Raw genomic sequence first — 21,616 nt, forward strand, 5'->3', positions numbered from 1 at the left:
CTCCTGGTCTCAGTGCACTGCCGCGGTGACCTGGGCCCGCGTGACGCGCTTGCGGAACACCCAGTACGTGAACGCCTGGTAGGCGAGCACGAGCGGCACGAAGATCAACGCCACCCAGCTCATCACCGTCAGCGTGTACGTCCCACTCGAGGCGTTGTACACGTTCAGGCTGTTCGCCGCGTCGTTCGTCGCGGGCATCACGTCCGGGAAGACCGCGGTGAACATCGCGAGCACCACGGCGGCGATCGTCACGGCCATGAGCGTGAACGCCCGGCCCTCCCGGCCCCACGCGTTGCAGAGCACGGCGAGGACGAGCGCCAGCGCGGCGACGACCGACAGGACGAGTGACGTCGGGGTCGCCCGGACGAAGGCCATCGACACCAGGAACGCGGCGGCGACGACGATCGTCACGATGCCCGCGCGGGTCGCCAGGCGCTTCGCCCGCACCCGGATGTCCCCCTCGGTCTTCAGCGCGATGAAGACGACACCGTGCGTGAAGAACACCAGCAGCGTGGCGAGGCCGGTCAGCAGCGCGAACGGGTTCAGCAGGTCGAACAGCGTGCCCGTGTAGTTGTGGCCGGAGTCCATCGGGATGCCGCGGACCACGTTGCCGAACGCGACGCCCCAGAGGAACGACGGCACCGCGCTGCCGACGATGATCATCAGGTCGAACGAGCGCTTCCACTGCAGCTGCTTGTTCTGGTGCCGGTACTCGAACGAGACGCCGCGGGCGATCAGCGCCGCCAGGATGAGCAGCAGCGCCAGGTAGAAGCCGGAGAACATCGTGGCGTACCACTCCGGGAACGCTGCGAACAGGCAGGCGCCGGCGACGATGACCCAGGTCTCGTTGAGGTCCCAGACCGGGCCGATCGTGTTGATCATCACGCGCCGGTCGGTGTCGTCCTTGCCGAGGAACGGCAGCGCCATGCCGACGCCGAAGTCGAAGCCGTCGAGGACGAAGTAGCCGACGAAGAACAGGCCGACGATGGCGAACCAGAGAACGGGGAGATCCATCAGTAGACCGTCACTTCGTGCTTGACCTCACCGGTCTCCTCGTCGACCGCTGCCGGAGCGGCAGGGCCCTCTTGCGCGACCTTCTTGATCAGCCGGAACTCCACCACCGCGAGCGACCCGTAGATCAGCGTGAAGACGACCAGCGAGATGAGGACCTCGAGCCCCGTGACGTTCGGCGAGACCCCGTCCGCGGTCTTCAGCAACCCGAACACGAGCCACGGTTGCCGGCCCATCTCGGTGAAGATCCAGCCGACGATCATCGCCGCCATCGGCAGCGGCACGGCCCACGTCGCGATCCGCCACACCCAGCGCTGGCGCGGGAAACGGCCCTTGCGGGTCAGCCAGAGGCCGGCGAGCGAGACCATCACGGCGCCGACGCCGAGGGCGATCATCCAGCGGAAGGACCAGTAGGTCACCCAGATGATCGGCTTGTAGTCGCCGGGGCCGTACACCTGCGTGTACTCGGCCTGGAGGTTGTTGATGCCCTCGACGGTGCCGGTGAAGGTGTGGGTGGAGAGGAAGGAGAGCAGGTAGGGCACGCGGATCGAGAAGAGCTCGTGCACCCCGTCCGGCGTGCCGAGCGTGAAGATCGAGAACGAGGCGTCCTTGCCGGTCGCGGTGTTGTACAGCGCTTCCGCGGCGGCCATCTTCATCGGCTGCGTGTCGACCATCGTCAGGCCGAGCTGGTCGCCGGTGAGCACCGTGAGCGCCCCGGCCGCGACCATCGTCCACAGGCCGAACTTCAGCGCCGGCATCATCGTCTCGAGGTTCTGGTTGCGCGCCAGGTGGTAGGCCGCGACGGAGATGATCACGCCGGCAGCCACCATGAAGCAGGCGAACAGCGTGTGCGGGAACGCCGCCAGCGCGACCTTGTTCGTCAGGACGGCCCAGATGTCGGTGAGTTCCGCACGGCCCTTGGCCTCGTTGATGACGTAGCCGACCGGGTGCTGCATGAACGCGTTCGCCGCGATGATGAAGTACGCCGACATGATCGTGCCGGCGCTGACGCACCACATGCTCGCGAGGTGCACGCCCTTCGGCAGGCGGTCCCAACCGAAGATCCACACCCCGATGAACGCCGCCTCGAAGAAGAAGGCGAGGATGCCCTCGAGCGCGAGCGGAGCGCCGAACACGTCACCGACGAACCGGGAGTAGTTCGACCAGTTCATCCCGAACTGGAACTCCTGCACGATGCCGGTGACGACACCCATCGCGAAGTTGATCAGGAAGATCCGACCGAAGAACCGGGTGAGCTGCAGGTAGTGCGCGCGGCCGGTCCGGTACCAGGCGGTCTGGAACGTCGCGACGACGACGGCCATGCCGATCGTCAGCGGGACGAAGAGGAAGTGGTAGATCGTCGTCAGACCGAACTGCCACCGCGACAGGATCAGGGGATCGAGGATGTCGTTCATGCGGCGGAACCGATCGGGAACGCCGCGCGCTGCTGGTGCACGTCAGTTGCTTCCTGTGGAAGGGCTACTTCTGGTGTGTCACAACCGTTGGGACACCCCCACGCTACCGGCAGGACGGTCGTTTCGACAACTTGTAGAACTGCCGTCTGCACGAACGTGCAGCAGGCGTGCACGGCACAACCGTGCGGAACTTCTGTGCTCGGACACTCGTTCCCGCGCGCTCCCACGAACGACGACAGGTGCCGGGCGAGCGCCCGACACCTGTCGTTTATTTCTGCAGCGGGGTGCTTACAGCAGGCCCTGCTTCTGGAGGAACGCCTTCGCGACCGACGCCGCGGACTTCTGGTCCACGGAGTTCTGACGGTCCAGCTCGATGAGCGCCTCGGTGGTCAGCACCTTGTTGACCTTGTCGATCGCCGCGGTCGCCTTGGACGACAGCTTCGAGGACACGATCGGCGTGACGTTGTTCACCGGGACGAGGCTCTTCGGGTCCTCGAGGGTGACGAGCTTCTCGGTCGCGATCGACGCGCTGGCCGAGTAGATGTCCGCGACCTGCGAGTCGCCGTCCTTGATCGCCTTGACCGTCAGCGGGCCACCGGAGTCGTTCTGCTGGTTGACCTCGGCGGTGATGCCGTACTTGGCCTTGAGGCCGGTCGGACCGTACGCGGCCGTCGCGAACTCGGGGTTCGCGGCGATCGAGATGGTCCCGCCGATCTTGGACAGGTCGGCGATCGACTTGAGGTCGTACTTGTCCGCGAGGTCCTGGGTCACCGTGTAGGTGTCCGAGTCGGACGCGGCGGCCGAGGTGAGCGCCTTGACACCGGAGGGGAGCTCGTCCTTCAGGGCGGCGTTGATGCCGTCCGTCGTGGTCTCCGTCGTGGTGTCCTTCTTGTCGGTCTGGAGCAGGTAGTTCAGCAGGTTGCCGTTGTACTCGGGGAAGACGTCGATGTTCCCCTTGGCGACCTCGGGCCAGTAGGCCTTGCGCTGACCGATGTTGAGCTTCTTCGTGACGTCGAAGCCGGCGTGCTCGAGCTCCTGCGCGTAGAGCTCCGCGATGATCTCGTTCGACGGGTAGGCCTGCGAGCCGACGGTGATGGTCTTCGAGTCGCTCGAGCCCCCACCGGAGGACAGCGGGTCGCCCGAGGAGCAGCCCGCGAGGGCGATCGCTGCCGCGGTGGCGACGGCGATGGTCGCGCCGAGGCGCTTGGTACGTGCTGTGATCACTGGAGGGTTCCTTCCAAGGGGGTTGATGCTCGACTTTCCGAGCTGTCAGCGTCGCGCCGTCCATCACTCGCGGAGGCGGCGGTGAGTCCCGCCGGCACCGCGAGCCGCTGCAGGACGGCGAACACGATCTCGAAGACGATGGCGAGTGCGATCACCAGGAGCGAACCGCCGAGGACCTCTTCGTAGTCCTGGTTCGCGAGCCCGGAGAACGCGTACCCGCCGAGACCGCCCGCGTTGATGTACGCGGCCAGGGTGGCGGTGGCGATGACCTGGAGCACCGCGGCGCGGATGCCACCGACGATGAGCGGGAGCCCGAGCGGGATCTCCACCTTCGTCAGCAGCTGCCACGTCGTCATGCCCTGGGCGCGTGCGGCGTCGATCGTCACACGGTCGATCGCCTCGAGCCCGGAGTACGTGCCGGCCAGGATCGAGGGGATCGCGAGGATCACGAGGGAGATCAGCGGCGCCTGGATGCCGAGGCCGATCCACAGGGCGAGGATCGTCAGGAGGCCGAGGGTCGGGAGCGCGCGGACACCGCCGGAGAACCCGACGGCCAGGCTCTTGCCCTTGCCGGTGTGGCCGATGACCAGCCCGAGCGGCACCGCGATCGCACACGCGATGACGACGGAGAGCAGGGTGATCCAGATGTGTTCGACCAGGCGGACGGGGATGCCGTTCGGTCCGGTCGAGTTCGCGGGGTCGAAGATCCAGGCGATGGCGCCGGCGAAGAGGTTCACGCGGAGACCTCCCCGGTGCGGACGTCGGCCGCGGCACGGCGCCGGACACTGCGGGCGGCGCGGCCGCTCCCCCGGGTCCAGGGCATCACGATGCGTCCGATGAGCACGAGCAGCGCGTCGATGACGAGTGCGAGCACGATCGTCAGGACGATGCCCGTCAGGATCTCGACGCTGATGCCGCGCTTCAGGCCGTCGGTGAGCAGGAAGCCGAGGTTCGGGATGCCGAGGAGCGCACCGACCGTGACGAGGCTCACCGTGCTCACGGCGACGACCCGGATGCCGGCGAGGAGGACCGGGCCGGCGAGCGGGAGCTCCACGCGGAAGAACCGCTGCGTGGGCGAGTAGCCCATGGCCTCTGCCGCGTTGACGACGGCGGGGTCGACGGCGTCGAGCGCGTCCGCGGCCGAGCGGGCCATCAGCGCGACGCCGTAGATCGTCAGCGCGATCACCACGTTGAGCGGGTCGAGGATGTTCGTCCCGAGCAGTGGCGGCAGCGCGAGGAACAGCGGGAACGACGGGATCGCGTAGAGCAGGCTCGCCACCACGACGATCGTCGAGCCGGTCGCGCGGGCACCACGGCGCCCCTTGCGCAGCCGGTTCACGAGCAGACCGATCGGGACCGACAGCACGAAGCTGATCACGATCGGCGGGACCGACAACCAGACGTGCGCGATCAGGTTCGACGTGATCGTGTCGAGGTTGCCGGTGACCCAGTTCACGCGGTGTCCCGGGTCGGCTGCGGAACGGCGGACGCCGCGTCCACCACCTGCACCGGCCCGGTGAGCACACCAGCGGCACGGCCGTCGCCGTCCACCACGATCGGCCCGGTCGGCGTCTGCTCGACGCGGAGCGCACGACGACCGCGGCCGGCACCGATGAAGTTCGCGACGAAGTCGTCGGCGGGCTCCGCGAGGATCTCCGCCGGCGTGCCGAGCTGGGCGATCTCGCCGCCCTTCTTCAGGATGACGACCTGGTCGCCGAGCTTGAAGGCCTCGTCGATGTCGTGGGTGACGAACACCACCGTCTTGCCGAGTTCACGCTGCAACCGGATGAGCTCGTCCTGCAGGTCGTTGCGGACCAGCGGGTCCACCGCGCCGAAGGGCTCGTCCATGAGCAGGATGTTCGGGTCGACGGCGAGCCCGCGAGCGACACCGACGCGCTGCTGCTGCCCACCGGACAGCTGCGACGGGTAGCGGTCGGCGAAGGCACGGTCGAGGCCGACGGTGTCCATCAGCTCGAGGGCGTGCGCCCGTGCGTCCTGCTTGGACACGCCGGTGAGCAGCGGCACCGTGGCGATGTTGTCCGCGACCTTGCGGTGCGGCAGCAGCCCGGCGTTCTGCATCACGTAGCCGATGCTGCGGCGGAGCTTCACGGGGTCGACCCCCGCGACGTCCTCGCCGTCGATCGCCACGGAACCCGACGAGGGGTCGACCATGCGGTTGATCATGCGGAGCAACGTCGTCTTGCCACAACCGCTGGACCCGACGAAGACCGTCGTGGTGCGCGATGGGATGACGAGGTCGAACCGCTCGACGGCATTGGTGCCGTCCGGGTACGTCTTGCGCACCGAGCGGAACTCGATCATGGGTGCCCTTCTGGTAGGAGGTAGCCCGACTCCGAGTGAGAGTACCCGTCAGCACCGACAGCGGTTCGTCCGCGTGACGATCCGTGACGACTTCCGGACAGCCGAGCGCCCGCACCTCCGGTTCGGAGAGCGGGCGCTCGTCGGATTGGTGTGGCGGGTCAGGCGGTGGCGACGACCGATTCCATGTACGTCTTGACCATGGCCCGGTACGCCTCGATCAGGGCGGCGTCCGGTGCGCTGCGGTCCTGGTGGGCCCGGGCGAGCACGGCGTGGCCGGACTCGGTGAGGACGACCCAGGCGCGCGTGACCGCGTCGTTCGCCGGCAGCCCGAAGCGCTCGCGCATGATCGTGCCGACGGCACCCCCGAGCGCCGCCATGCGGTCCTCGGCGTCCCCCACGCCGGAGTCCGCTGCGTCGCCGAAGCGGATCGCGCGGAAGCCCGGCTCGGTGCGGTACATGTCGCTCGTCATGTCGATGAGCGCGTCGCAGGCGTCCTGCCACGTCGTCGCGCCGCTCGCGTCGAGCGCCTCGACGAAGCGGGAGGCGAGTCGCTGCGTGCAGCGGATCGCGAGTGCCTCGACCACGGCGATGCGGTCCGGGAAGTACCGGTACACCGTGCCGATGGACGCCCCCGCCCGCTCGGCGACCATGGCCGTGGTGAGCCGCTCGAACCCGATCTCGTCGATCACCGCGGCTGCGGCGTCCAGGAGTCCGGCGAGGCGCGCCGAACTGCGGGCTTGGACCGGCTCGTTCCTGAGCAGTGATGATCCCCCCGGCAGTGCGTTCGAAACCTCGGTGACGAGCACGTGTTCTCCTTCTCGCGGTGGCCGCGGGCTGTTGGTGTGACGGGACGGAGCGGCGGGGCCGACCGACGGGGCCAACTCTCGCAGAGGACGGCTGGAACATCGCTGCGATTCTCGGGGTGTCTTCTGCCGTCGTGGACATCTTGCGTCCAGTGCGTGGAATGATGGGGCGATGCCCGACCCGACGTCCCACGAACCGTCGCTGGCCGAGCCGATCCTGCACCGGGCCGCCCGCATCGAGGACGCCGTGCAGGAGTTCCGCGAACAGCGTGCCCGACGCCGCGGTCTCGTCCCCACCGTCATTCCGTACACGGGCTACGGCGCGCCGGGGTGGATCCGGGTGCTCTGCCGCGTGCTGCTGACCCGGCGCGGCCTGGCATCCGACGCCTCGTTCGAGGGTGTGCGCGGCTGGAAGACCTTCACGAGTGTCGCCGTCGACCACGCGGAGGTCACGATCACGGCCGGCGGGACCACCCACACCGTGCAGTCCGACCGCGGCGGGGTCGTCGACACCATCGTGCCGATCGACCTCGAACCGGGGTGGCAGACGATCCGCCTGTCCGCCGGCGGACAGCGCGACGTCGAAGCCGACGTCTTCATCGTCCACCCGGACACCCGGTTCGGGCTGCTCTCCGACATCGACGACACCGTGATGGTCACGTCGCTCCCCCGGCCGATGCTCGCGGCGTGGAACTCCTTCGTCCTCACCGAGCACGGACGCCGCCCGGTCCCCGGCATGTCGGTGCTGTACGAACGCGTCCTCGCGCAGCACCCGGGCGCGCCGACCGTCTACCTGTCCACCGGCGCGTGGAACGTCGCACCGACGCTGCAGCGCTTCCTGACCCGGAACATGTACCCGTCCGGCACCCTGCTCCTCACCGACTGGGGTCCCACCCACGACCGTTTCTTCCGGAGCGGGCAGATGCACAAGCACGAGAACCTGCGGCGCCTCGCCCGGGACTTCCCGGACGTGCAGTGGCTCCTGGTCGGCGACGACGGCCAGCACGACGAGACCCTGTACGGCGACTTCGCGCGCGAACACCCGGAGAACGTCGCCGGCGTCGCGATCCGCCAGCTGTCCACGAGTGAAGCGGTCCTCGCCGGTGGTCGGTCCCGCGCGCAGGAGCGCTCGAAGGCGTCCACGGCGCCGTGGGTCTACGCGCCCGACGGCGCCGGACTCTGGACCGAACTCGGCCGGATCGGGCTCGCCGACATCGACTGAGCGGCACCAGGACTGTACGGAACATCAGCCCCGCCGTCACGACGCCGGTGGAACACCGGTGGGCGGTGGTTCGATCGGGTCATGGCACAGCGCATCGAAGACCACGCGATCATCGGGGACTGCTACACGGCTGCCCTGGTCGACCGGGCCGGCACCATCGACTGGGCCTGTCTCCCCCGGTTCGACGCACCGTCGACCTTCGCCGCGCTCCTCGGTGACGAGCACGCCGGGCACTGGTCGCTCCGCCCGTCCGACCAGCACGCCACGGCCGAACGGCGCTACGACCCGGACACCCTCGTCCTGACCACCGTCTGGACCACCGACTCCGGCATCGTCGAGGTCACCGAGTTCATGCCGATCGACGCGCACCGGGCGACCATCGTCCGCCGGGTGCGGGGCCTCCGCGGGTCGGTGGAGATGCGGCAGACGCTGCGGATCCGGTTCGACTACGCCCGAGCGCTCCCCTGGGTCCGGCAGATCGGGGACGACGACGACCCCGCGCTCCTCGCCACCGCCGGCCCCGCGTCCGTGATCGTCCGGGGCATCCGCTTCCACGCCGACGACCACCGGCACCTCGCCGTCGCCACCGTGCGGGACGGCGACGTGCTCGACACCGTGCTGACCTGGTACCCCTCGCACCGCGAACCGCCGGTGCCGATCGACGTCGACGCGGCCCTCGCCCACACGAAGGACTGGTGGCACGCGTGGACCGGCAAGACCCGGGTCGAGGGCCGGTACGCGGCGGAGACCCGGCAGTCGCTGCTGTTCCTCCGGGCGATGACCCACGCCGAGACCGGCGGAGTCGTGGCGGCCGCCACCACGAGCCTCCCCGAAGACCCGGGCGGCGAACGCAACTGGGACTACCGCTACGTCTGGCTCCGCGACGCCTCCCTCGCACTCGCGTCGCTCATCGCGCACGGGTACCAGGACGAGGCGAAGCACTGGCGTGGCTGGCTCCTCCGGGCGATCGCCGGTGACCCGGCCGACGTGCAGATCATGTACGGCATCGCCGGGGAGCGGGAGCTCCCCGAGTGGGAGCTCGACCACCTGGCCGGGTACGCCGGCTCGAAGCCGGTGCGTGTCGGGAACGGTGCGTACACGCAGTACCAGGGCGACGTCTTCGGTGAGGTGCTCGCCGCACTCCACGACGCCCGCGAGCTCGGGGTCGAGGAGAACGCCGACTCCTGGGCCCTGCAGCGCGCACTGCTCGGCTACGTCGAGGAGCACTGGCAGGAACCCGACAACGGCATCTGGGAGATGCGCGGCCCCCGTCGGCACTTCACCCACTCGCGCGCGATGATCTGGGCGGCGTTCGACCGCGGGGTCGCCGCGGTGGAGGAGTTCGGGCTCGAAGGACCGGTCGACCGCTGGCGGAGCCTCCGCGACGCCGTGCGCGCCGAGATCGACGAGCACGGGTACGACAGGGCCCGCGGTGCGTTCCGGCAGCACTACGACACGGACGAGGTCGACGCGAGCCTGCTCGTCCTCCCGCAGATCGGCTTCTGCAAGGCGGACGACCCGCGGATGCTCGGCACGGTCAAGGCGATCGAGGACGACCTCCGCGTCGGCTCCGACGGCCTCGTGCTCCGCTACCGCACGTCCGCCGGGTTCGACGGGCTCAGCGGGAGCGAGCACCCGTTCCTCGCGTGCTCGTTCTGGCTCGTCGAGCAGTACGCCGCGTCCGGCCGGATCGAGGACGCCGAGCGCCTGATGGACGTCCTCGTCGGCTACGCCAACGACGTCGGCATGCTCTCGGAAGAGGTCGACGTCGCGACCGGCCACCACATCGGCAACACGCCGCAGGCGCTGTCGCACCTGACGCTCGTCGCCGCCGCGGACGCGATCAACCGCGCACGGGGCAAGGCCTCCGGCCACCGCACGCGCATCCCCCAGCGCGACGGCGGCACCCGCTCCTGGACCGGCGAGGGCGAGCGCGCGGGCACTCCCGCCTGACCGCCCCGCGGCCCCGCCCCGCCCCGCCCCGGCGCCGCCGCGCCGCCCCGGCGCCGCCCCGCCCCGGCGCCGCGCCCGCCTCGCCCCACGGCAGGCGGTCGAAACCCGCGTAGGAAGTTGAAACGCGCGTAGGCGGTCAGAAGTTCCGACCACCCACGCGCGATTCGACATCCCACCGCGGCCGCGATGGGAAGAAACGCACGACCACGACGGACGGGAGGCCCGGTGCCAGCTGGCACCGGGCCTCCCGTCCGTCAGATCCGCAGGATCGCAGTCGTCAGGAAGACGACTCCCAGTCCGCCGGGCCGCGCGAGCCCGCGCGGTACTCCTCGAGCGGGACGTCGTTCGCCTTCCAGGCGGCGACGACCGGCTCGACGATCTCCCAGCAGCGCTCCGCGACGTCGCCGCGGATCGAGAGCAGCGGGTCGTCGTGGAAGATGCCGTTGAGGACCTCGCCGTACGGGGTCAGCTCGCCGTCGCTGAACGAGGAGGACAGGGTGACCTGGCCCATCTCGAACGGGTTGCCGCCGCCGTTCGCCGACACGGTCAGCTCGATCTCGTCCGGGTTCAGGACGATGCGGAGCGTGTCCGTCTTCGGGCGACCGCTGAGGCCGGAGGGCAGACGCGGCACCGGCTTGAACGTGATCAGGACTTCCTTGCGGCTGGCACCGAGTGCCTTGCCGGAACGGAGCGTGAAGGGGACGCCCTTCCAGCGGGCCGTGTCCACCTCGACCGAGATCTCCGCGAGGGTCTCGGTCTTGCGGGAGGGCTCGACGCCGTCCTCGTCCTGGTACGACGGCAGGTCCTTGCCGTCGATCGTGCCGGCCGTGTAGACGGCGCGGCGCGAGGCGATCTTCGGGTCGTCACCCTTGAGCTGCGTGGAGCGGAGCGCACGCGCGAGCGACGAACGGAACTCGACGGCGTCGATCGCAGCCGGGGCGTCCATCGTGACGAGCCCGAGGATCTGCAGCAGGTGCGACTGGATCATGTCGACCATCGCGCCGGCCTCGTCGTAGTACTGGGCGCGGTTCTCGAGACCGAGGGTCTCGTCGTAGAAGATGTCGACCTTCTCGATGTTGTCCGCGTTCCAGATCGGCTCGAACAGACGGTTCGCGAAGCGCAGACCGATGATGTTCAGGACCGTGGTGCGTCCGAGGAAGTGGTCGGTGCGGTGCACGCGCTCTTCCGGGACGAGCTTCAGGACGGTCTCGTTGAGGGCCTTCGCGCTGGCGACGTCGGTGCCGAACGGCTTCTCGAACGCGAGCGTGGTGCCCTCGGGGAGCTCGACCTGCTCGAGCGCCTCGCAGATGTCCGAGGCGATCTGCGGCGGGAGCGCGAAGTACAGGATCGGCTCGTTCTCGGCGGCCGCGAGGAGCGCCTCGAGGTGCTTCGGGTCGGTCGGGTCACCCTGGATGAACTCGGTCGACTCGATGGTCGCGTCCACCTCCGGGCCCTTGACGTCCTGCGTGGCGAAGGACTTCGTGACGATGTCCTTCCACTGCTCGGGGGAACGCTCGCTGCGGCCCGTGCCGATCAGCTGCACGGGGACGGCACGGCCGCTCTGCAGGAACGTGCCGAGGCCCGGCAGGAGCAGACGGGAGGCGAGGTCGCCCGTCGCGCCGAAGATGATGAGGGTGCGCTTGTCGGTCACCGGAGGTGACTCCTTTCGCGTGGTGGTGGGGTCCGCATGGCTCAAGCCGTACACGGGCCGGATGATTCCCCTGGCAGGAACGCTCTCGCGCGCCGTGTCCGGGAAGGTCGTCTGGACGCAGTTCGGGCGGCACCGGTGGAGGTGCCGCCCGAAGCGTCAAGTGCGGGTCATGACGATGTCAGTGCTGCTGACATCAGTGACCGAAGTTGCCGCGGTAGTACTCGAAGACCCAGCCCACCAGCGTGACCGTGATCAGCACGAGGCCGATCGGGACGATCCAGAGGCCGGCCGCGACACCGAGGAAGGTGATCGCGACGGCGCCGGCGAGGAGGATCGGCCACCACGACCACGGGCTGAAGTGCCCGAGCTCGGCGTCGCCGTCCTCGATGTTGGCGTCCTGGCGGTCTTCCGGCAGGTCGCCGCCCTGTGCGGACAGCACCCGCCCGAGGTAGAACGCGATGAACGCGGACATGATGCCGACCAGGCCGATGCCGACCGTGCCGACCGGCTCCCAGCCACCGTTGTGGGCGAGGGCGAACCAGACCGTGTAGGCGGCGTCCGCGAGGATGAAGAACCCGAAGAGGATCCAGAACAGGTTGACGTTGGCGCGCATCGCCTTACTTCACCTCGCCCTTCGCGGCGTCGTAGGTCGGGGCATCGGGCGCGTCCTTCGCGGGACCCACACCGATCGGCACACCCGCTTCGGGGTGGTTCAGGTCGAATGCCGGGGACTCCGAGCGGATGCGCGGGATCGACGTGAAGTTGTGCCGCGGCGGCGGGCAGGAGGTCGCCCACTCGAGCGAGCGGCCGTAGCCCCACGGGTCGTTCACGGCCACCTTCGGGGCGTTCCGCGCGGTGACGTAGACGTTGAAGATGAACGGCAGGAACGAGATGCCGAGGATCATCGCGCCGATGGTCGACAGCTGGTTCATCCAGGTGAAGCCGTCGTTCGGCAGGTACGTCGCGTAACGACGCGGCATGCCGATGACGCCCAGCCAGTGCTGGATGAGGAACGTCGTGTGGAAGCCGATGAACAGGAGCCAGAAGTGGATCTTGCCGAGGCGCTCGTTGAGCATCCGACCCGTCCACTTCGGCCACCAGAAGTAGAAGCCGGAGAACATCGCGAAGACGACGGTGCCGAAGACCACGTAGTGGAAGTGCGCGACGACGAAGTACGAGTCCGAGACGTGGAAGTCGAGCGGCGGGGACGCCAGGATGACACCCGTCAGACCACCGAACGTGAAGGTGATCAGGAAGCCGATCGCCCAGAGGATCGGGGTCTCGAAGGTCACCGAGCCACGCCACATCGTGCCGACCCAGTTGAAGATCTTCACGCCGGTCGGGACCGCGATGAGCATCGTCATGAGCGAGAACCACGGCAGCAGCACCGAACCGGTGACGTACATGTGGTGCGCCCACACCGTGACCGAGAGGGCCGCGATGGCGATGGTCGCGTAGACGAGGGTCTTGTACCCGAAGATCGGCTTGCGGCTGAAGACCGGGAAGACCTCGGAGACGATGCCGAAGAACGGCAGCGCGATGATGTAGACCTCGGGGTGGCCGAAGAACCAGAAGAGGTGCTGCCAGAGCAGCGCTCCGCCGTTGGCCGGGTTGAAGATCTGGGCGTCGAACACGCGGTCGAGACCGAGGCCGAAGAGCGCGGCGGCGAGGACCGGGAAGGCCATCAGCACGAGCAGCGAGGTCACGAGGGTGTTCCACGTGAAGATCGACATGCGGAACATCGTCATGCCCGGGGCACGCATCGTGATGATCGTCGTGATGAAGTTCACCGCGCCGAGGATCGTCGAGAAGCCCGTCAGGCCGAGCCCGAACACCCAGAGGGTGCCACCGAGGCCTGGTGTGAACGTCGTGTCACTGAGTGGTGCGTAGGCGAACCAGCCGAAGGACGCGGCGCCCTGCGGGGTGAGGAAGCCACCGACGGCGATGAGGCCACCGAAGAAGTACAGCCAGAAGGCGAACCCGTTCAGTCGCGGGAACGCGACGTCCGGGGCACCGATCTGCAGCGGCATGATCGCGTTCGCGAAGCCCGAGAACAGCGGCGTCGCGAAGAGCAGCAGCATGATCGTGCCGTGCATCGTGAACAGCTGGTTGTACTGCTCCTTCGTCGCCACCAGCTGCAGGCCGGGCTCGAAGAGCTGTGCGCGGATGACCAGGGCCATCACGCCGGCGAGCAGGAAGTACAGGAACGACGTGATCAGGTACATGTACCCGATCGTCTTGTGGTCCGTGGAGGTGATCCACCGGACGATGATGTTGCCCTTCCGACCGACCTTCGACGCCTGGAAGTCCGGCGTCGAGGTGGCAGTCGGTTGGCCGACGAATGACGTTGTCATCTGGCGAGCCCCTACTTGTCGTCTGACGCCGTGACAGGCGCCTTGTTGTCAGGCTGGTTCGTGTTGGTGTTGTACTCGTCGCCGAGCAGGCCCACCTTGCCCTGGTCCTTGAGCGTGTCGAGGTACGCCTGGTACTTCGCGGGCGACACGACCTTCACCTGGAAGAGCATCAGCGAGTGGTACTCGCCGCAGAGCTCGGCGCACTTGCCCTGGTAGGTGCCGACCTTCTCCGGGATGAAGTACTCGTAGTTCGTCTTCCCCGGGAGCATGTCCTTCTTGTAGAGGAAGTCGATGATCCAGAAGGAGTGGTCCACGTCGCGGGAGTCGAGCTCGATCTTGACCTTCTTGCCGACCGGCAGGTAGAGGGTCGGGAGCTGCGACTCGTCGATCGCGCCGTTCGCGTTCTCTTCTTCCTGGGCCTGGATGCCCTGGTAGTAGACGCTCTTCGACGGGTCGTTCTGGTCGATGTAGTTGAAGTCCCACGCCCAGCGCTTGCCGTAGACGTGCACCGTGGTGTCCGGCTGCGCGAAGGGCTTCTCGATCGCGGCCTGGTCCTTCGCGGTGAAGGCGAAGAAGCCGAGCACGAGGATCAGCGGCACGATCGTGTAGAAGATCTCGAGCGGCATGTTGTAGCGCATCTGCACCGGGAGGCCGGTCTGGCCCTTCCGACGGCGGTAGACGATCGCTGCCCAGATGATCAGGCCCCACACGATGAGACCGACGGCGAGGAGCACGACCCAGCTGGTGGTCCACAGGCCGACGATGCGGCTCGTGTGGTTCGTGACGTCCTTCGTCTCATCGGTGCCGGGGAGCCATCCGTTGAGCTGCTGCTGCGAGCAGCCCGCCAGTGCGATGACCAGACCGACGGCCACCGGGACGGCCGCCCAACGTATACGGCGATTCGAACGCACTGTTACCTCTCGGAAAGACTGAAGCCGCGGGCTCAGCCCGTCGAGACCGACGTCGGGTCACAGAGGTGACCCATGGCTGGCTCCCAGCTTGGTTGGGACACTCCTAGCTTACTCGCAGCTGGTGACGCCTCGTGCACACCCGACACACCCTCGGGCCGGATCGGCGCGGGTCGGACAGGGATTTTCCCTGGTCAACCGCAGGTGTCGTCGAGTGTGAGAAGTCCGGCATGCAGAAACGCGGGTGGGGAGCGACCGTGTCGGTCGTTCCCCACCCGCGTTCACGCGTCGGTGGCTGCGGATCAGTGGAAGCTGTCTCCGCAGGCGCAGCTGCCCTGGGCGTTCGGGTTGTCGATCGTGAAGCCCTGCTTCTGGATCGTGTCCTCGAAGTCGATCGTGGCGCCGTCGAGGTACGGGACGCTCATCTTGTCGACGACGACCTCGACCCCGTCGAACTCCGCCGTGGTGTCCCCGTCGAGCAGGCGCTCGTCGAAGTACAGCTGGTAGATCAAGCCCGAGCAACCACCCGGCTGCACGGCGAGGCGCAGGCGGAGGTCGTCGCGCCCTTCCTGCTCGAGGAGGCTCGCGACCTTGCCCGCGGCGGCGTCACTGAGCAGGACGCCGTGCGACGGCGTCGCCGTGGCAGCCACGTCCGTGACGACGGCTTCGTTCGTGATGGTGTCGCTCATGCGCGCCTCCCTCTCGCAGCGGTGCGGTTCACCGCGCCTGGTCCGATTGTAAGCACGCCCACCGACCGACGTGAGCCGTTGTGGAGAACGTGCACCGGGCCTCCAGGCTGGGTCGTGTCGTCAGCGCGTCGCCAGGCGAGCCAGCAGGATCGCCTCGGAGGCGATCGCACGGTGCAGGACACCGAGGTGCTGGGACTCGTTCGGGCTGTGCGCACGGGTGTCGGGGTCCTCGACGCCGGTCACCAGGATCTGCGCCTCCGGGAACTCCGCGGCCAGGTCGGACACGAACGGGATCGAGCCGCCGATGCCCTGCTCGACGGGCGCGGCGCCCCAGCCCTCGGCCATCGCGGTCCGCGCTTCCTGCACCGCCCAGCCGCTGGTGTCCACCAGGAAGCCGTCGCCGGCGTCCGGCTCGCTGATCTCCACGCGGGCACCGAACGGCGTGTGGGCGTGGATGTGCCGCTCGACCGCGGCGTACGCGTCCGTGGCCGCCTGGCCCGGCGCGACGCGCACCGAGACCCGCGCGGACACGGTCGGCAGCAGCGTGTTCGAGGCGTTCGCGACGCTCGGGACGTCCATGCCCGTGACCGTGATCGACGGCTGGAACCACATCCGGGACAGCACGTCGCCCGTGCCGACCGGCTTCGCGCCCGGGACCAGCGCGGCGTCGGCGGCGAGCTCGTCCTCGGAGCGGGCCGGGACCGGCGCGTCGTACGCGGTGAGGCCGTCGACCGCGACCGAACCCGCGTCGTCGTGCAGCGAGGCGAGGAGCCGGACCATCGGGAGCATCGCGTCGGGGGCCGCTCCCCCGAACATGCCGCTGTGGCTGGCGTGCTCGAGCGTCGTGAGGGTCAGCTTGAACGTGACGTTGCCGCGGAGGGAGACGGTGATCGCCGGGACCTCGGTCGACCAGTTGTCGCTGTCGGCCACCACGATGACGTCGGCGGCGAGGTGCTCCTTCTGCTCGCGGAGGAAGGTGCGGAACGAGCGGGAGCCGAACTCCTCCTCCCCCTCCACGAACAGCACGATGCCGAGGTCGAGGTCGTCACCGAACTGCGCGTGCAGGGCCCGGAGCGAGGCGATGTGGGTCATCACACCGGCCTTGTCGTCCGAGGCGCCGCGGCCGTACAGACGGTCCCCGCGGAGCGTCGGCTCGAACGGCGGGGTCTCCCAGAGCGCGTCGTCGCCCTGCGGCTGGACGTCGTGGTGGGCGTAGAGCATCACGGTCGGCTTGCCGTTCCGGGCCGGGCGGACCGCGAGGATCGCCGGCTGGCCGAGCTCGACGCCGTCGTGCTCGGCGCCTTCGGCGCTGTCGGCGCTCTCGGCGCTGTCCGCGCTTTCGGCGCCGTCCGCGTCCGCGGGCGTGTCGCCGCTCACCGCGCTGCGGACGATCCGGACCTCCTCGAACACGCCGGTGTCCCGCGCGAGCTCCGCCACCGCCTCGGCGCTCCGGCGCACGTTCGCCGCGTCGAACGCCGACCACGACACCGACGGGATCCGCACCAGGCCTGCGAGATCGGCGATCGTCCGGGGCAGGTCACCCTGCACCTGTTCGCGGAGGGCGTCGAGGAGCCGGGGGTCGGTCGCGGGTGCGGACTGTGCGGTGTCGGTCATGCCCGGTAATCTAGAGGACACCGGCACCGGGGCGCTCCTCGGTGCACCGCTCACCGACAGCAGGAATCACCGTGGCGAAGGCAGCACCGAAGACCAACACGACAGTCAACCCCTCCGAAGAGGAACTGCTCGAACAGGGCAAGGGTCGTCCGACGCCGTCGCGCCGTGAGCGCGAAGCCGCCAACCGCCGCCCGCTCGTCGGCAACACCCCCGTCGACAAGAAGGCCGCCCGCGCGCGTCTCACCAACGAGCGCGAGAAGGCCCGGGTCGGCATGGCCAACGGTGAGGAGCGCTACCTCCCCGCCAAGGACAAGGGCGAGCAGCGCAAGTTCGTGCGCGACTACATCGACGCCCGCTGGAACGTCGGCGAAGTGATGATGCCCATCCTGGTGATCTTCCTGATCGTCGGGTTCGTCGCGTCGCAGACCGCGGCGGCCTCGTACGCGCTGCTCCTCGTGTGGGCGTTCGTCGCACTGTTCATCATCGACTGCCTGGTGCTCTGGTTCGTCCTGCGCCGCAAGCTCACCGCGAAGTTCGGCGAGTTCCAGAAGGGCTCGTTCCTCTACATCCTGACGCGGGCGTGGCAGCTGCGGTTCCTCCGCCTCCCCAAGCCCCAGGTCAAGCGCGGCCAGTACCCCGCCTGACCCCTCCTGCTCCGCGCGAAGCGCCGTCGGCCCCCGGGCCGGCGGCGCTTCGTCGTCCGTGCTTCGTCGTCCGCGCTTCGTCGTCCGCGCTTCGTCGTCCGCGCTTCGTCGTCCGCGCTTCGTCGTCCGTGCTTCGTGCGCGCCCCGTGGTCCCCGGCGGTTCCTCGCGCGGTCATGACACCCCGTGTGCGGGACGCCGACCGGTCACGAACCGTCACCCGGCGAGCGATCACGCGACGATCTGCGACCGCTCGGCGGACGTGAGCGGGGTGTCGCGACCGCTCGCGGTCGCCATCCGAAGTGGCCCGGCGCGCGGCGGCACCACCACGGTGGCGTGCGGGCCACCCGCCGGACGGGAGGCTCGGCGCCGGGCCGCAACGAGCCTCCCGGCCGGTGGGTGGTGACGACCGACGAGGCCGCGAGATCGCACTTCGTGTCGCCTTGCTCACGTCGAGGCAACACGAAGCGCGATCTCACGCCCGTGTCGTGGCCCGGCGCCGGACGGGAGGCTCGGTGCCGGGCCACGACGAGCCTCCCGGCCGCCGGGTGGTGACGACCGACGAGGCCGCGAGATCGCACTTCGTGTCGCCTTGCTCACGTCGAGGCGACCGCAAGTGCGATCTCACGCCCGCGCGTGGCGCGGCGCCGGACGGGAGGCTCGGTGGCGGGCCGCAACGAGCCTCCCGGCCCGTGGGTGGTGACGACCGCCGAGGCCGCGAGATCGCACTTCGTGTCGCCTTGCTCACGTCGAGGCGACACGAAGTGCGATCTCACGCCCGCGCGTGCGCGCCGCGCCCCGCGCGGGCGCGCGCGCCCCGCCCGCGCGGGGGCGCCCCGCCCCAGCGCCCCGCGCGGCAGCCCGCGCGTCAGCGCGCGGCGCGCCGCAAGCGGCGTCGGCGCAGCCGGTTGATCCGCGTGGCCCAGGTGGGCCCCTCGTAGAGGAACGCCGTGTAGCCCTGCACCAGGGTCGCGCCGGCGTCGATCCGGGCCTGGACGTCGGCCTCCGAGGTGACGCCCCCGACCGCGATCACGCAGAAGTCCGACGGCACCGCGGCCCGCACGCGCCGGAGCACGTCGAGCGAGCGCCCGGCCAGCGGCGCTCCGGAGAGTCCCCCGGCACCCATCGCCGCGACGGCGTCAGCAGGGGTCCGGAGCCCGGACCGGTCGATCGTGGTGTTGTTGGCGATGACCCCGGCGAGCCCGAGGTCCACCGCGAGCCCGGCGATCGCGTCGATCTGTTCGTCGGTGAGGTCCGGCGCGATCTTCACGAGCACGGGCACGCGTCCGGCGGCGGCCTTCACGGCGGAGAGCAGCGGCCGGAGCTGGTCGAGTTCCTGCAGGCCGCGGAGCCCCGGCGTGTTCGGCGAGCTGACGTTCACCGCGAGGTAGTCCGCGAAGGGGGCGAGGAGCCGGGTCGACTCGAGGTAGTCCTCGACGGCGTCGGCGACGTCGACCACGCGGCTCTTGCCGATGTTCACGCCGATGACCGGGCGGCCGGGGTTCCGGCGTGCGCGTTCCAGGCGGCGGGCGGCGGCTGCGGCGCCGCGGTTGTTGAAGCCCATCCGGTTGATCAGGGCGCGGTCCTCGATGAGCCGGAAGAGCCGGGGCTTCTCGTTGCCCGGCTGTGGCTTCGCGGTGATCGTGCCGACCTCGACGTGGCCGAAGCCGAGGAGCCCCAGGCCGGCGATGCCGCGGGCGTCCTTGTCGAACCCGGCGGCGAGGCCGAAGCGGGAGGGGAAGTGGATGCCCATCGTGGTGACGCCGTCGGCTGCCGCGGGGCGGGAGTACCGCTCGACGACTCCGGAGAGGAAGGGCACGTGCGGCAGCCAGCGGATCACGGCGAAGGCGACGTGGTGGGCGCGCTCGGGGTCCATGTTGGCGAAGACGGACCGGAAGACGACGGCGTACCCGCCGCGGACGAGCCGCTCGGCGACGCCGCTCACGCGGACCCCCCGGAAGCGGACGGGGCCCCGGAAGCGGACGATGACCCGGACGCGGCCGAAGCGCCAGAACCAGCAGCCCCGTGGTGGTCGATCCGCAGCTGCCCGATCGCGGACTCGAAGTCCTCGAGCGAGTCGAACGCCTGGTACACGCTGGCGTACCGCAGGTAGGCGACCTCGTCGAGCTCCCGCAGCGGGTCGAGGATCGCGAGCCCGATGTCGTTCGCCTCGATCTGGCTGGCGCCGGAGGACCGCACGATCTCCTCCACCCGCTGCGCGAGCACCGCGAGGTCGGAGTCGGTCACGGGTCGCCCCTGGCACGCCTTCCGCACGCCGGAGATGATCTTCTCCCGCGAGAACGGCTCGAGCACCCCGTTGCGCTTGACGACGTTGAGCGATGCCGTCTCGGTCGTGGAGAAACGTCGACCGCAGTTCGGGCACTGGCGGCGTCGACGGATGGAGGTGCCGTCGTCGCTGGTGCGGGAGTCGACGACGCGGGAGTCCGGGTGGCGGCAGAAGGGGCAGAACATGTCGGCCCCAGGCTATCGGTTCACACGCTCCGTCACGGCGGCCCCGTGTGCGGGGAGCTGTTCCTCGGTCGAGAGCGCCACGATGTGCGGCGCGACCTGGGCGAGGGCGTCCGCCGTGTAGCGGATCACCTGCTGCGGCCGGAGGAACGTGGACGCGGAGAGCCCGGACCCGAAGCGCGCCTGGCCGCCGGTCGGCAGCACGTGGTTGGAGCCGGCGAGGTAGTCCCCGAGGCTCACGGGCGTGCTCGGTCCGACGAACACCGCACCCGCGGCGTCGATGTCGGCGAGCACCGCGTCGTCGTCGGCGGTCTGGATCTCGAGGTGCTCCGGTCCGTACGCGTTGCTCACGGTGGCCGCGTCGGCGAGCGAGTCGACGAGGACGACGGCGGACTGCGGTCCGTCCAGGGCGGCCTGGAGGCGCACGGCGGTCCCGAGCACGGCCGTCTGCCCCGGGATGGCGGCTTCCACCGCATCGGCGAACGCCGCCGACGTCGTCACCAGCACACTGCCGGCCTGCTCGTCGTGCTCGGCCTGGCTGATCAGGTCGGCGGCCACGAATGCGGGGTCGGCGGTGTCGTCGGCGATCACGAGGATCTCGGTCGCGCCGGCTTCGGCGTCGATGCCGACCACCCCGCGCACCAGGCGCTTCGCGGCGGCGACGTAGTTGTTGCCGGGGCCGGTGACCAGGTCGACGGGTTCGAGCCCGATCGACGGCACGCCGTACGCCAGCGCACCGATCGCGCCGGCGCCGCCCATCGCGTAGACCTCGTCGATGCCGAGGAGCCCGGCGGCGGCGAGGATCGTCGGGTGCACCGCTCCCCCGTGGTCCCGCTGCGGCGGGGAGACGAGCGCGATCGACCCGACGCCGGCGACCTGCGCGGGGACGACGTTCATGACGACGCTCGACGGGTACACGGCCTTGCCGCCGGGGACGTAGAGCCCGACGCGGCGCATCGGCTGCCAGCGCTGGTGCACCTCGGCGCCGTCGGCCAGGGTCGTGACGGATGCGGGCGGCACCTGCGCGGCGCTCGCTGCCCGGACGCGGCGGATCGCCTCGTCGAGTGCTTCGCGGAGTTCCGGCGTCAGGCCGGCGACCGCGGCGGCGATCTCGGCGGCCGGCACCCGCACGTTCGCTGGGGCTCCCCCGTCGAACCGCTCGGCCTGCTCCTGCAGCGCTGCCGCCCCGTGTGCGCGGACGTCCTCGACGAGCACCCGTGCGGCGTCGACCGCGTGCGAGACGTCCCCGGCGGCGCGCGGCATGAGTCGGAGGAGTTCGGCGCGGGCGGGCAGTCCGCCGCGGAGGTCGATTCGCTGCATCATGAGGCCCCCAGCGTAC

The 21,616-nt window shown here is 69.7% G+C and carries 19 protein-coding genes; 3 read left to right on the top strand and 16 right to left on the bottom strand.

What is annotated here, in order from left to right; genetic code table 11:
• Positions 1–9: 9 nt before the first annotated feature.
• The 7 genes from cydB to EDF24_RS15685 form a co-directional block, all read right to left on the bottom strand.
• Positions 10–1,014 carry a cytochrome d ubiquinol oxidase subunit II gene (gene cydB, locus EDF24_RS15655; protein ID WP_123653119.1) on the bottom strand — a complete coding sequence of 335 codons (1,005 nt, stop codon included), beginning with the start codon at positions 1,012–1,014 and terminating at the stop codon, positions 10–12.
• Entirely contained in the window at positions 1,014–2,426 is a 1,413-nt protein-coding gene (locus EDF24_RS15660) for a cytochrome ubiquinol oxidase subunit I (protein WP_123653118.1), read from the bottom strand. The genes cydB and EDF24_RS15660 overlap by 1 nt, the downstream gene beginning before the upstream one ends.
• 288 nt (positions 2,427–2,714) lie before the next feature.
• A complete protein-coding gene (locus EDF24_RS15665) occupies positions 2,715–3,650 on the bottom strand; it encodes an ABC transporter substrate-binding protein (RefSeq protein WP_243698340.1) in 936 nt (311 codons plus the stop codon).
• Entirely contained in the window at positions 3,647–4,387 is a 741-nt protein-coding gene (locus tag EDF24_RS15670) for an ABC transporter permease (protein ID WP_123653117.1), read from the bottom strand. The genes EDF24_RS15665 and EDF24_RS15670 overlap by 4 nt, the downstream gene beginning before the upstream one ends.
• Positions 4,384–5,106 carry an ABC transporter permease gene (locus EDF24_RS15675; RefSeq protein WP_123653116.1) on the bottom strand — a complete coding sequence of 241 codons (723 nt, stop codon included), beginning with the start codon at positions 5,104–5,106 and terminating at the stop codon, positions 4,384–4,386. The genes EDF24_RS15670 and EDF24_RS15675 overlap by 4 nt, the downstream gene beginning before the upstream one ends.
• A complete protein-coding gene (locus EDF24_RS15680) occupies positions 5,103–5,972 on the bottom strand; it encodes an ABC transporter ATP-binding protein (RefSeq protein WP_123653115.1) in 870 nt (289 codons plus the stop codon). Before EDF24_RS15680 ends, EDF24_RS15675 begins: the two co-directional genes overlap by 4 nt.
• A gap of 158 nt (positions 5,973–6,130) precedes the next feature.
• On the bottom strand, positions 6,131–6,778 hold the full coding sequence (locus EDF24_RS15685) for a TetR/AcrR family transcriptional regulator (RefSeq protein WP_185021690.1): 648 nt from the start codon (positions 6,776–6,778) through the stop codon (positions 6,131–6,133).
• 169 nt (positions 6,779–6,947) lie between these two features.
• Here EDF24_RS15685 and EDF24_RS15690 point away from each other — a divergent pair, with 169 nt between their 5' ends.
• Both EDF24_RS15690 and EDF24_RS15695 read left to right on the top strand, forming a co-directional pair.
• On the top strand, positions 6,948–7,997 hold the full coding sequence (locus tag EDF24_RS15690; protein WP_123704044.1) for an App1 family protein: 1,050 nt from the start codon (positions 6,948–6,950) through the stop codon (positions 7,995–7,997).
• A gap of 81 nt (positions 7,998–8,078) precedes the next feature.
• Positions 8,079–9,950 carry a glycoside hydrolase family 15 protein gene (locus tag EDF24_RS15695; protein ID WP_123704046.1) on the top strand — a complete coding sequence of 624 codons (1,872 nt, stop codon included), beginning with the start codon at positions 8,079–8,081 and terminating at the stop codon, positions 9,948–9,950.
• Between the two features lie 277 nt (positions 9,951–10,227).
• Here the strand turns inward: EDF24_RS15695 and EDF24_RS15700 are convergent, their stop codons facing one another.
• The 6 genes from EDF24_RS15700 to EDF24_RS15725 form a co-directional block, all read right to left on the bottom strand.
• Positions 10,228–11,601, bottom strand: coding sequence for a glucose-6-phosphate dehydrogenase (locus EDF24_RS15700; protein WP_123653111.1), 1,374 nt, complete (start codon positions 11,599–11,601; stop codon positions 10,228–10,230).
• Between the two features lie 193 nt (positions 11,602–11,794).
• Positions 11,795–12,214 (bottom strand): cytochrome c oxidase subunit 4, encoded by a 420-nt coding sequence (locus tag EDF24_RS15705; RefSeq protein WP_123653110.1) that lies wholly within the window; start codon positions 12,212–12,214, stop codon positions 11,795–11,797.
• A gap of 4 nt (positions 12,215–12,218) precedes the next feature.
• Entirely contained in the window at positions 12,219–13,955 is a 1,737-nt protein-coding gene (ctaD, locus tag EDF24_RS15710; protein WP_243698341.1) for a cytochrome c oxidase subunit I, read from the bottom strand.
• Positions 13,956–13,966: 11 nt separating this feature from the next.
• Positions 13,967–14,866: a cytochrome c oxidase subunit II gene (gene coxB, locus EDF24_RS15715; protein ID WP_123653109.1), complete on the bottom strand. Its 900-nt coding sequence runs from the start codon at positions 14,864–14,866 to the stop codon at positions 13,967–13,969.
• Positions 14,867–15,165: 299 nt separating this feature from the next.
• Positions 15,166–15,552, bottom strand: a complete 387-nt coding sequence (locus EDF24_RS15720; RefSeq protein ID WP_123653108.1) for an iron-sulfur cluster assembly accessory protein — start codon at positions 15,550–15,552, stop codon at positions 15,166–15,168.
• A gap of 120 nt (positions 15,553–15,672) precedes the next feature.
• Complete coding sequence (locus EDF24_RS15725) at positions 15,673–17,166, bottom strand: dipeptidase (RefSeq protein WP_123704048.1); 1,494 nt, start codon at positions 17,164–17,166, stop codon at positions 15,673–15,675.
• A gap of 71 nt (positions 17,167–17,237) precedes the next feature.
• Here EDF24_RS15725 and EDF24_RS15730 point away from each other — a divergent pair, with 71 nt between their 5' ends.
• A complete protein-coding gene (locus EDF24_RS15730; RefSeq protein ID WP_243698342.1) occupies positions 17,238–17,810 on the top strand; it encodes a DUF3043 domain-containing protein in 573 nt (190 codons plus the stop codon).
• Positions 17,811–18,676: 866 nt separating this feature from the next.
• On the opposite strand, the gene EDF24_RS15735 is transcribed toward EDF24_RS15730, so the two are convergent.
• Genes EDF24_RS15735 through hisD form a run of 3 tightly spaced genes read right to left on the bottom strand, consistent with a single transcriptional unit; the run spans position 18,677 to position 21,600 of the window.
• Positions 18,677–19,753, bottom strand: a complete 1,077-nt coding sequence (locus EDF24_RS15735; protein ID WP_123653106.1) for a quinone-dependent dihydroorotate dehydrogenase — start codon at positions 19,751–19,753, stop codon at positions 18,677–18,679.
• Positions 19,750–20,280: a transcriptional regulator NrdR gene (nrdR, locus tag EDF24_RS15740; protein WP_123704049.1), complete on the bottom strand. Its 531-nt coding sequence runs from the start codon at positions 20,278–20,280 to the stop codon at positions 19,750–19,752. Before nrdR ends, EDF24_RS15735 begins: the two co-directional genes overlap by 4 nt.
• 12 nt (positions 20,281–20,292) lie before the next feature.
• Positions 20,293–21,600 (bottom strand): histidinol dehydrogenase, encoded by a 1,308-nt coding sequence (gene hisD / locus EDF24_RS15745; RefSeq protein ID WP_123704051.1) that lies wholly within the window; start codon positions 21,598–21,600, stop codon positions 20,293–20,295.
• Positions 21,601–21,616 lie beyond the last annotated feature (16 nt).

Origin of the sequence: Curtobacterium sp. PhB130 (genome assembly GCF_003755165.1) — a bacterium.
Lineage (GTDB): Bacteria > Actinomycetota > Actinomycetes > Actinomycetales > Microbacteriaceae > Curtobacterium.

Bases quoted from the DNA above. Each gene is read 5' to 3' on its own strand.
- EDF24_RS15690 (WP_123704044.1), top strand. From the start codon at position 6,948: ATGCCCGACCCGACGTCCCACGAACCGTCGCTGGCCGAGCCGATCCTG.
- hisD (WP_123704051.1), bottom strand. From the start codon at position 21,600: ATGATGCAGCGAATCGACCTCCGCGGCGGACTGCCCGCCCGCGCCGAA.
- ctaD (WP_243698341.1), bottom strand. From the start codon at position 13,955: ATGACAACGTCATTCGTCGGCCAACCGACTGCCACCTCGACGCCGGAC.
- cydB (WP_123653119.1), bottom strand. From the start codon at position 1,014: ATGGATCTCCCCGTTCTCTGGTTCGCCATCGTCGGCCTGTTCTTCGTC.
- EDF24_RS15660 (WP_123653118.1), bottom strand. From the start codon at position 2,426: ATGAACGACATCCTCGATCCCCTGATCCTGTCGCGGTGGCAGTTCGGT.
- EDF24_RS15705 (WP_123653110.1), bottom strand. From the start codon at position 12,214: ATGCGCGCCAACGTCAACCTGTTCTGGATCCTCTTCGGGTTCTTCATC.
- EDF24_RS15720 (WP_123653108.1), bottom strand. From the start codon at position 15,552: ATGAGCGACACCATCACGAACGAAGCCGTCGTCACGGACGTGGCTGCC.
- EDF24_RS15695 (WP_123704046.1), top strand. From the start codon at position 8,079: ATGGCACAGCGCATCGAAGACCACGCGATCATCGGGGACTGCTACACG.
- nrdR (WP_123704049.1), bottom strand. From the start codon at position 20,280: ATGTTCTGCCCCTTCTGCCGCCACCCGGACTCCCGCGTCGTCGACTCC.
- EDF24_RS15725 (WP_123704048.1), bottom strand. From the start codon at position 17,166: ATGACCGACACCGCACAGTCCGCACCCGCGACCGACCCCCGGCTCCTC.
- EDF24_RS15680 (WP_123653115.1), bottom strand. From the start codon at position 5,972: ATGATCGAGTTCCGCTCGGTGCGCAAGACGTACCCGGACGGCACCAAT.